Source organism: Pseudomonas sp. 2VD (genome assembly GCF_005503585.1).
In the GTDB taxonomy this organism is placed as follows: domain Bacteria; phylum Pseudomonadota; class Gammaproteobacteria; order Pseudomonadales; family Pseudomonadaceae; genus Pseudomonas; species Pseudomonas aeruginosa.
The window spans coordinates 1-10,850 of the sequence record NZ_SCND01000202.1 but is presented as its reverse complement, the minus strand read 5'-3'; the positions used below and the strand labels follow the sequence as shown (position 1 = coordinate 10,850).

General features: G+C 68.2%; 7 protein-coding genes. 6 read left to right on the top strand and 1 reads right to left on the bottom strand.

Annotation, left to right across the window (positions count from 1 at the left end; genetic code table 11):
* Window positions 1-167: 167 nt before the first annotated feature.
* From FFS27_RS20425 to FFS27_RS20400, 6 genes are all read left to right on the top strand, one after another.
* Window positions 168-1,412, top strand: coding sequence for a TolC family protein (locus tag FFS27_RS20425; RefSeq protein ID WP_023100798.1), 1,245 nt, complete (start codon window positions 168-170; stop codon window positions 1,410-1,412).
* Window positions 1,409-2,881, top strand: a complete 1,473-nt coding sequence (locus FFS27_RS20420; RefSeq protein ID WP_023097194.1) for an efflux RND transporter periplasmic adaptor subunit — start codon at window positions 1,409-1,411, stop codon at window positions 2,879-2,881. Before FFS27_RS20425 ends, FFS27_RS20420 begins: the two co-directional genes overlap by 4 nt.
* Window positions 2,878-6,030, top strand: coding sequence for an efflux RND transporter permease subunit (locus FFS27_RS20415; protein WP_015502319.1), 3,153 nt, complete (start codon window positions 2,878-2,880; stop codon window positions 6,028-6,030). The genes FFS27_RS20420 and FFS27_RS20415 overlap by 4 nt, the downstream gene beginning before the upstream one ends.
* Window positions 6,027-6,359, top strand: coding sequence for a copper-binding protein (locus FFS27_RS20410; protein ID WP_015502318.1), 333 nt, complete (start codon window positions 6,027-6,029; stop codon window positions 6,357-6,359). Before FFS27_RS20415 ends, FFS27_RS20410 begins: the two co-directional genes overlap by 4 nt.
* A 201-nt stretch (window positions 6,360-6,560) precedes the next feature.
* Entirely contained in the window at window positions 6,561-7,304 is a 744-nt protein-coding gene (eftM, locus tag FFS27_RS20405) for a class I SAM-dependent methyltransferase EftM (protein ID WP_003093564.1), read from the top strand.
* Window positions 7,305-7,541: 237 nt separating this feature from the next.
* Window positions 7,542-8,837 (top strand): OprD family porin, encoded by a 1,296-nt coding sequence (locus FFS27_RS20400; protein ID WP_016252967.1) that lies wholly within the window; start codon window positions 7,542-7,544, stop codon window positions 8,835-8,837.
* A gap of 42 nt (window positions 8,838-8,879) precedes the next feature.
* On the opposite strand, the gene FFS27_RS20395 is transcribed toward FFS27_RS20400, so the two are convergent.
* Window positions 8,880-10,523: an acetolactate synthase large subunit gene (locus tag FFS27_RS20395; protein ID WP_021265308.1), complete on the bottom strand. Its 1,644-nt coding sequence runs from the start codon at window positions 10,521-10,523 to the stop codon at window positions 8,880-8,882.
* Between the last annotated feature and the right edge of the window lie 327 nt (window positions 10,524-10,850).

Below are 10,850 nucleotides of genomic sequence, written 5' to 3'. Positions count from 1 at the left end.
GTCCTGCCGTGGCCAGTGATCGGCGATCCGATCCTCAGCCAGGCCCCGGCCGAACGCTGGCGACCTCCCTGCGCCTGATTCCTCTACCGATCTGAAACCCTCCCGCGGCCATGCTGGCTGCCGGGTGATTCGCGCCTATGCGCAGGTTTTCCCGAGGAATCATCACCGTGACTCCCATCCGTATCAGTTCGGGCTGGATACTGCTCTTCATGCTGTCCAGCCTGTCCGCACAGGGTGCCTCCCTTTCCCTGGACGACGCCCTCCGATTGGCCGAACGCAACGCTCCGTCGTTGCTGGCACAGAACGAAAAACGCGCGGCGGCCAGAAGCGCCGCGATTCCCGCGGGCGCACTGCCCGATCCCAAGCTGAACCTTGGACTGCAGAACGTCCCCATCGAAGGCGACGATCGCTTCACCACAAACCGGGACTTCATGACCATGCAGATGGTCGGGGTCATGCAGGAGGTGCCCAACCGCGACAAGCGCAAGGCGCGTATGGAAACCGCACAGGCCGCCGTCGAACGCGCCGATGCCGAAGCCGGCGTCGAGCGCCTGCAGGTCCGCAGCGCATCGGCGCAAGCCTGGATCGCGGCCTATACGCTCCAGCGCAAGCTGGCCCTGTTCGACGACTTCTTCCGCGAGAACCGCCTGCTGGCCGCCTCGGTCCGCGCACGGTTGGCCGGCGGCGGCGCCAGCGCCGTGGACGTAGTGGCGCCACGCCAGGAGGCGGCGCTGCTGGATGAGCGCAAGGACGATCTCTTGCGCCAGCAGGCCCAGGCCCGCGCGACGCTCAAGCGCTGGACGGGCGAGGATGCGCCCGATGCGCTGGACGGCGACTTCCCGCACTGGACGATCGACGCCGCGCATTCGCGGCAGGCGCTCCGTCGGCATCCGGCACTCGCCGCCTACGACCCGATGACCCGCGAGGCCGAGGCCCTGGTGCGCGAGGCCGTGGCGGAGAAAAAACCGGACTGGAGCTGGGAGCTGGACTACCAGCGTCGTAGCCGCGAGTTCGGCGACATGATGACCTTGCAAGTTAGCTTCGACCTGCCGCTCTTCAGCGCCACCCGCCAGGACCCAAAGATTGCCGCACGACGCGCCCAGGTCCGGCAGTTGGAAGCCGAGCGCGCCGCCATGACCCGCGAGTACGAGCAGCGACTGGAGTCCGACCTGGCGGAGTACCGCCGCCTGCAGCGCGCGCTCGAGCGCAGCACCGCCACCCTGCTACCGCTGGCCGAGGAGAAGGTCCGCCTGGCCCTGGCCGGTTACCGCGCCGGCACGCTCGATCTCGAACAACTGCTCGGCGCCCGCCAGCAACGGGTCGAGGCCCAGCTCAGGCAGATCGACCTGCAGGGCTCCCTGGCGCAGCTTGCCGCACGTCTCTACTTCACCTACGAGGAGGGACGCGCATGAGCCGTTTCCCTGTGAAAGCATCCGCCGCGCTGGTCCTCGCCTTGGCTATCGGCAGCGCCGGCGGCTACTGGTACGCCCAGCAACGCCACGCGCCGATGCCGGAAGCCCCGGCGCCGGGCATGGCGGAACGCAAGCCGCTCTACTGGTACGACCCGATGGTCCCGCAGCAGCACTTCGATGCGCCGGGCAAGTCGCCGTTCATGGATATGCCGCTGGTGCCCAGGTACGCCGATGAGCCCGACGGCGCACCAGGGGTCGAGGTCGAGCCAGGCATCCGGCAGAACCTCGGTATGCGCCTGGCCACCGTCAGCCGCGGCAGGCTCGACCGCACACTGCGGGTCGTCGGCGTGCTGGCCTACGATGAGCGCGCCGTGGCAGTGCTACAGGCCCGCGCCGGCGGCTTCGTCGAGCGCACCTACGCCCTGGCGCCGGGAGACGTGGTGCAGGCCGGCGCACCGATCGCCGATCTGCTGGTCCCGGAATGGGCCGCCCTGCAGGAGGAGTTCCTCGCCCTGCGCGGCGCCGCGGAGCCGGCCCTGCAGGAAGCGGCGCGGCAACGCCTGCGGCTGGCGGGCATGCCGGCCCCACTCGTCGCGCAGATCGTCCGCAGCGGCAGGGTGCACCCGGTGATCACCCTGGCCGCGCCCATCGCCGGAGCAATCCGCGAACTGGACGTACGCACCGGCATGACCCTGTCGGCCGGCGCGCCCCTGGCCCGGATCAATGGCCTGGAGCAGGTCTGGCTGGAAGCGGCGGTCCCGGAGAGCCAGGCCAGAGGACTCCGCCCCGGCCAGACGGTCGACGCCCGCCTGCCGGCCTTCCCGGAGCGTCCGCTGAGCGGCACCCTGGCCAGCATCCTGCCGGAGAACGACGCGCAAAGCCGCACGTCGCGCCTGCGCATCGAACTGGCCAATGCCGACGGCCGGTTGCGCCCAGGGATGACGGTCGCGGTCGATCTCGACCTACCCGGTCAGGCCGATGTGCTGCAGATCCCCAGCGAAGCGGTGATCCGCACCGGCAAGCGCGACCTGGTGATGCTCGCCGGGGAACACGGACGCTTCCAGCCGGTGGAAGTGCGCCTGGGCCAGGAGAACGACGGTCGGGTTACGGTCCTGCATGGACTCGTCGAAGGCCAGCAGGTGGTCGCTTCCGGACAGTTCCTGATCGACTCGGAAGCCAGCCTGAGAGGCATCGCGCCGCACACCGCGACGGAGCCCGCCGCGATGCGGACGACGCCGCCCGTGCATGAGGCCGATGGGCGCATCGTGGCCATCACGGCGGAGGGATTGACCATCAGCCACGGACCGTTCGAGACCCTGGGCATGCCCGGCATGACCATGACCTTCGCCCTCGCCCGCCCCGGACTGGCCGATGGCTTGAAGGTCGGCGAGCGTATCCGCTTCGGCGTCAGCCAGAGCGACGCCGGCCTGCTCATCGAGCGGGTACGCCAGCAGGAGGAACGGCCATGATCGAGGCACTCATCCGCTGGTCGGTGGCCAACCGCCTCCTGGTCCTGCTGGCAACGTTGTTCATCGTCGCCTGGGGCCTCTGGTCGCTGCGTAGCACCTCTATCGACGCGCTTCCCGACCTCTCCGACGTCCAGGTGATCGTCCGTACCAGCTATCCGGGCCAGGCACCGCAGATCGTCGAGAACCAGATCACCTACCCGCTGGCCACCACCATGCTGTCGGTTCCCGGGGCGAAGACCGTGCGCGGTTTTTCTTCCTTCGGCGACAGCTTCGTCTACGTGCTGTTCGAGGACGGAACCGATCTCTACTGGGCGCGCTCGCGGGTGCTGGAGTACCTGAACCAGGCGCAGGCGCGTCTGCCGGCGAGCGCGAAGACGGCGCTCGGGCCGGACGCCACCGGGGTCGGCTGGATCTACCAGTACGCCCTGGTCGACCGCTCGGGCCGGCATGACCTGGCCCAGCTGCGCTCCCTGCAGGACTGGTTCCTCCGCTTCGAATTGAAGACGGTGCCCGACGTCGCGGAAGTCGCCAGCGTGGGCGGCATGGTCCGCCAGTACCAGGTGCTGCTCGACCCGCTGCGACTGGCCAGCCTGGGCATCACCCAGAGCCAGGTGGTCGAGGCAATCGGCAAGGCCAACCGGGAGACCGGCGGCGGCGTACTGGAGCTGGGCGAAGCCGAGTTCATGGTGCGCGCATCGGGTTACCTGAAGAGCATCGACGACTTCCGCGCGGTTCCATTGCGCCTGGCCGGCAACGGCAGCCCGGTCACTCTCGGCGACGTCGCCAGCATCCAGCTGGGGCCGGAGATGCGCCGCGGCATCGGCGAGCTGGACGGCGAGGGCGAGGCGGTCGGCGGGGTGATCGTCCTGCGCAGCGGCAAGAATGCCCGCGAAGCCATAGCACGGGTGAAGGACAAGCTGGAGACGCTGAAGAAGAGCCTGCCCGCGGGTGTCGAGATCGTCACCACCTACGACCGCAGCCAGTTGATCGACCGCGCGGTGTCCAACCTCGGGCACAAGCTGCTCGAGGAGTTCATCGTGGTCGCGCTGGTCTGCGCCGCGTTCCTCTGGCACCTGCGCTCGTCGCTGGTGGCCATCGTCTCGCTGCCGGTCGGGGTGCTGATCGCGCTGATCGTGATGCACCAGCAGGGCATCAACGCCAACATCATGTCGCTGGGCGGCATCGCCATCGCCATTGGCGCGATGGTCGATGCGGCGGTGGTGATGATCGAGAACGCGCACAAGCGCGTCGAGGCCTGGCATACGCGGCATCCGGACACGCCCCTGGTGGGCGAGCAGCACTGGCGGGTGATGACCGAGGCCGCGATGGAGGTCGGGCCGGCGCTGTTCTTCAGCCTGCTGATCATCACCCTGTCGTTCATTCCGGTGTTCACCCTGGAAGCGCAGGAAGGTCGCCTGTTCGGACCGCTGGCGTTCACCAAGACCTATGCGATGGCCGGCGCCGCCGGATTGTCCGTGACCCTGGTGCCGGTCCTGATGGGCTACTGGATTCGCGGGCGGCTGCCGGAGGAGCGCAGCAATCCGCTCAACCGCTGGCTGATCGGGCTCTACCAGCCGGCGCTGGAGCGGGTGCTGCGCTACCCGCGGACGACGCTGGCGGTCGCCGCGCTGATCTTCCTCAGCAGCCTGTGGCCGCTCTCCCGGCTGGGCGGCGAGTTCCTCCCGCCGCTGGACGAGGGCGACCTGCTGTACATGCCTTCGGCCCTGCCCGGCCTGTCCGCGCAGAAGGCTGCGGAGCTGCTGCAGATCACCGACCGCCTGATCAAGAGCGTGCCCGAGGTGGATACGGTGTTCGGCAAGGCCGGACGGGCCGAGTCGGCCACCGATCCGGCGCCGCTGGAGATGTTCGAGAGCACCATCCGCTTCAAGCCGAAGAGTCACTGGCGCCCGGGCATGACCAGCGAAAAGCTGGTGGAGGAACTCGACCGCGTGGTGAAGGTGCCGGGCCTGACCAACATCTGGATTCCGCCTATCCGCAATCGCATCGACATGCTCGCCACCGGCATCAAGAGTCCCATCGGGGTGAAGATCGCCGGTGCCGACCTGGCCGAGATCGAGCGCGTCGCGCAAGCGGTGGAGCGGGCGGCCAGGACGGTTCCCGGCGTCTCCTCGGCGCTGGCGGAACGCCTCTCCGGCGGACGCTACATCGACATCGATATCGACCGCCAGGCGGCGGCCCGCTACGGCCTCAACATCGCCGACGTGCAGGCCATCGTCAGCGGCGCCATCGGCGGGGAGAACGTCGGCGAGACGCTGGAAGGACTGGCCCGCTATCCGATCAACGTGCGCTACCCGCGCGAATGGCGCGACTCGCCCGAGGCCCTGCGGGAACTGCCGATCTACACCGCCGAGGGTGGCCAGGTCACCCTCGGCAGCGTGGCGAGGGTGAGCATCAGCGAAGGACCGCCGATGCTCAAGAGCGAGAACGCCCGCCTTTCCGGATTGGTCTACGTCGACGTTCGCGGCCGCGACCTGGCCTCGGTGGTGGCGGACTTGCGCCAGGCGGTGGAACGCGACGTGCACCTGGCGCCGGGCACCAGCCTCAGCTACTCCGGTCAGTTCGAGTACCTGGAGCGTGCCAATGCCCGGCTCAAGCTGGTGGTGCCGGCGACACTGGCGATCATCTTCGTCCTGCTCTACCTGACCTTCGGCCGCGTCGACGAGGCCCTGCTGATCATGGCCACCCTGCCCTTCGCTCTCGCCGGCGGCGTGTGGCTGCTGTACCTGATGGGGTACAACCTGTCGATCGCCACCGGCGTCGGCTTCATCGCGCTGGCCGGCGTCGCGGCGGAATTCGGGGTGATCATGCTGATCTACCTGAAGAACGCCCGGGCCGAACAGCCACGGTCCGACGACCGCGCCACGCTGCTCCGCGCCATCCGCGAGGGCGCCGTGCAGCGCGTGCGGCCCAAGGCCATGACCGTCGCGGTGATCGTCGCCGGCCTCCTGCCGATCCTCTGGGGCAGCGGCACCGGCAGCGAAGTCATGAGCCGTATCGCCGTACCGATGGTCGGCGGCATGCTCACCGCTCCCCTGCTTTCCCTCTTCGTCATTCCAGCGGCGTACTGGCTGCTTCGCCGTCGTTCGCTCGCCAACCTACCCACGGACTACCCAGGAGAATCCCGATGAAAACGCGCTACCTCTACGCCACACTGCTCCTCGCCCTGACCTTCGGGGCGCAGGCGGAAACCATGCCGGGCATGGCGATGGAAGACATGCAGACCCAGCAGGCGGCCGCAACGGCCACAGCGGAGGGCACCGTCAAGGCGATCGCCCCGGATCGCGCCAGCATCACCGTCGCCCACGGCGCGGTGCCCACGCTTCGCTGGCCGCCGATGACGATGAGGTTCAAGATCACCCCGGAGCAGTCGCACGGATTGACCGTGGGAGACCGGGTGACCTTCGACTTCCGTGTCGACGCGGGAGCGGCCAGCATCGTCGCCATCCGCAGGCAGTGAGCGCGTGCCGGCAGCCCACCGCCAGCCGGAAAGCGGCGGGTTGCCGGGATCGAGTGAGGTCCTCATCCAAGGGCGCCGCTGAGCGGCCGCGGCGGCAGCGAACGTCCGCCCGCGATCCGCCAGCCGGTGCCTGTTTTTTCGCCGGCAAAGCCCGGGCCTGGGGTACCATGCCGCGCCCTTCGCCGCCGGTCCTTGCCGCCCATGTCCGCCACTGCGCTGTACACCGACCTGTCCCACTATTACGACCTGATGTGCGCCGACATCGACTACCAGGCGCAGAGCCACTGCGTGCGTCGCCTGCACCAGTTGTTCGGCAACCAGGGCCGGCGGCACCTGGACCTGGCCTGCGGTACCGGCCCTCACGTGAGGCACTTCCTCGATTTCGGCTATCGCAGCGCCGGCCTGGACATCAACCAGCCGATGCTCGACCTCGCCCGACAGCGCTGCCCCGAAGCGCACTTCAGCCGGCAGGACATGGCCGGCTTCCAGGTGGACGAGCCGCTGGACCTGATCACCTGTTTCCTCTATTCGATCCACTACAACGCAGGGCTGGAGCGCTTGCGCGCATGCCTGGCCAGCGTGCATGGCGCACTGGCGGATGGCGGCGTGTTCTGTTTCAACACGGTGGACAAGGGGCAGATCGACAATCGCTCGTTCGTCCGCCATTCCGTGGAGCATCGAGGCAGCCGCTTCACCTTCGGTTCCGGCTGGTACTACAGCGGCGAGGGCGAGCGCCAGGCGCTGCGCCTCGGTATCGAGAAAACCACGGACGGAACGACCCAGACCTGGGAGGACGAACACCCCATGGTCGCCCTCAGCTTCGCCGAGCTGCAGCACCTGTTGCAGACGCATTTCGAGGTGCAGGTCTTCGAACACGACTACGAACGGATCACGCCCTGGGCCGGCAGCTCCGGGAATGCCCTGTTCGTCTGCGTGAAGCGCTAGCCTCCGGATATCCTGGCGCAAACGTGACGATCAGGCTGGCACGGGCGGGGCAGCATTTCACAGGGGGCTGCGGAGGATTCTTCGTCGCTTTCGGCACGCTGCGTCCGACCCGCTAGAGGCCTGCCTGGCCGACGATCCGTGCGCGCCTTCTCGGCTAGACCAAGGTCGCAAAGACCCCGCCGACCATCTGTGACACCTTCGCGCGCTTTTTTACCCCCCGCTGTCGAGAGTCACCGCATGTCCGCCCCGTTTTCCCCCCGTTCGCCCCGCACCCTTCGCGGCCTGGGCGCCCTCGCCCTGTGCGGCGGATTCGTCGCCCCGGCCCCTGCCGCCTTCCTCGAGGACGGCAGCGCGCGCCTGGAAGCCCGCACCGTCTACTTCAACCGCGACTTCCGCGACGGCAGCTCGGCCAACCCCCAGGGCGCCTCCAAGCGCGAGGAAGCCGCGCAGGGCTTCATCCTCGACCTGCGCTCGGGCTATACCGAGGGCGCGCTGGGCTTCGGCGTGGATACCCTGGCGATGCTCGGGATCAAGCTCGACTCCAGCCCCGCGGACAGCAACAGCGGCCTGCTGCCTTCCAGCGGCCACGATCCGCGTCGCTCGGTCGACCAGTACGCCAAGGCCGGCGTAGCCGGCAAGATGCGCTTCTCGCAGACACAGTTCAGGTACGGGGCGATGCTGCCGGACATGCCGTTGCTGAAATACAACGACGGACGCCTGCTGCCGACCCTGTTCCACGGCGCCCAGCTGACCAGCGAGGAGATCGCCGGGCTCAGGCTCTCCGCCACCCGCCTGGAGCGCTACACCGCGCGGGACTCCAGCGATGCCCAGGACATCCGCCTGCACTGCAAGAACAAACGCTACGCCTGCGACACCACCGGCAACCGCTTCGACGCCTACCAACTCGACTACCAGGTCAACGACGGCCTGCTGTTGCAATACGCCCAGGGCGGCCTGCGCAACGTCTATCGCCAGCGCTACCTCGGTGCCGTGGGCAAGCGGCAGCTCGGCGCCGGCAAGCTGAGCGCCGACCTGCGCTGGTTCGACAGCGAGGACGCCGGCGCGGCCCGCGCCGGCAAGATCGACAACCGCGCCCTCAGCCTGCTGCTCGCCTACGCCGAGGGCGGCCACACGCTCAGCGCCGGCTGGCAGCGGATGAACGGCGCCAGCTCGATGCCCTACCTCGACGGCAGCAATCCGTACCTGGCCAACTACCTGCAGGTGAACGACTTCGCCAACCCCGAGGAACGCTCCTGGCAACTGCGCTACGACTTCGACCTGCGCAGCGTCGGCGTGCCCGGCCTGAGCTTCATGACCCGCTACGTCAACGGCGACCATATCCGCCTGGCCAACGGCGACGAGGGCAAGGAATGGGAGCGCGACATCGAGCTGAAGTACGTGGTGCAGAGCGGCCGCTTCAAGGACCTCAGCCTGCGCCTGCGCAACGCCACCTACCGCACCGACTTCGAGCGCTCGGCGCGCGACGTAGACGAGGTGCGCCTGATCGCCAGCTACAACCTGTCGCTGTTCTGAGCCGTCGCGCCGGAACGCACGCCGGCACGACGCTCCGGCGGTTCAGACCGCCAGGGCGCGTTCGCGCAGCTCGACGTTGAGGATGCGGTCGTTCTCCGAGTAATCCACCGGGCAATCGATCACATGCACCCCGGGCGTGCCCAGGCAGCGCTCCAGCAGCGGCAGGAAGCCCTCGGCGCTGTCGACCCGGTGGCCATAGGCGCCGTAGGCCTCGGCGTAGCGCACGAAGTCCGGGTTGCCGTAGTCCAGCCCGAAGTCGGCGAAGCCCATGTTCGATTGCTTCCAGCGGATCATCCCGTAGCCGTTGTCGCGCAGGATGATCACCGTCAGGTTCATCTTCAGCCGCACCGCGGTTTCCAGTTCCTGGCTGTTCATCATGAAGCCGCCATCGCCGCACACCGCGACGATCGGCCGGTCCGGGTAGACCAGGTGCGCGGCCATCGCCGAGGGCAGGCCGGCGCCCATGGTGGCGAGGGCGTTGTCCAGCAGCACGGTGTTGGGCATGTGCGCCTTGTAGTTGCGGGCGAACCAGATCTTGTACATGCCGTTGTCCAGGGCGACGATGCCCTGCGACGGCAACGCCCGGCGCACGTCGGCCACCAGGCGCTGCGGATAGAGCGGGAAGCGCGGGTCGTCGGCGCCTTCGGCGACCTGCGCCTCGTTGGCCTCGCGGATCGCCAGCAGGCGGGTGAAGTCCCAGTGCGCGGTATCGTCCAGCGCCTCGCCGATCTGCCAGATGGCGTTGGCGATGTCGCCCACTACTTCGATCTGCGGGAAATACACCGGGTCCACCTCGGCGGAACGGAAGTTCACGTGGATCACCTCGGTACCGCCGCGAACCATGAAGAACGGCGGCTTCTCGATCACGTCGTGACCGACGTTGACGATCAGGTCGGCCGCCTCCACCGCGCGATGCACGAAGTCGCCGGCGGACAGCGCGGCGTTGCCGAGGAAGCGCGGGTGACGCTCGTCGACCACGCCCTTGCCCATCTGGGTGGTGACGAAGGGAATGCCGGTCTTGTCGATCAGTTGCTTGAGGACCTTGGCGGTCATCTTGCGGTTGGCCCCGGCGCCGATCACCAGGATCGGGCTGCGCGCGGCGCGCAGCTTCTCCACCGCGGCGCAGATCGCCTTGTATTCCGCCAGCGGCCGGCGGCTCAGGCTCGGCGGGATGGGCAGGCTGTCGGTCTGCTCGGCGGCGATGTCCTCCGGCAGCTCCAGGTGCACCGCGCCAGGCTTCTCTTCCTCGGCCAGGCGGAACGCCTCGCGGACCCGCGAGGGAATGTTGTCGGCGGAGGCCAGTTGGTGGGTGTACTTGGTCAGCGGCTGCATCATGCCGACCACGTCGAGGATCTGGAAGCGGCCCTGCTTGGACTTCTTGATCGGCTTCTGCCCGGTGATCATCAGCATCGGCATGCCGCCCAGGTAGGCGTAGGCGCCGGCGGTCACCAGGTTGGTGGCGCCCGGGCCGAGGGTCGACAGGCTGACCCCGGTCTTGCCGGTGAGGCGCCCGTAGGTGGCGGCCATGAAGCCGGCCGATTGTTCGTGGCGGGTGAGCACCAGCCGGATCTGCGACTTGCGCAGGGATTCCAGCAGGTCGAGATTCTCCTCACCGGGAATTCCGAAGACGTACTGCACGCCCTCGTTTTCCAGGCATTGCACAACCACATCGGCTGCCTTGGCCATCTGCGTTCTACCTCGGGTGGTGGCGGTTCTGACCGCTCGAACACTGCGCCCCTCGCGCCTCGCTGTCCAGCCCCGCCCGGCCGGCGGAAGGCTCTGGCGCCGGCTTCGCCGGCAAGCGAACGCCGCTCCCGCCATTAGCGCAGCTGAACCCGACCACCCGATCATCAGCACAGCTAATAATTCATTCGCTGATTTCATGGTGAGGGCGGAGCCCGGATGGTAGAAATCCACCTACCGCTTTACGCGCCGGCCAAGCCGAATGCCCCGGCCCCTCCATCTCACCGAACCCTGAAGACGCCCATGCCCGAGCACGCCCCGATCCTCCCC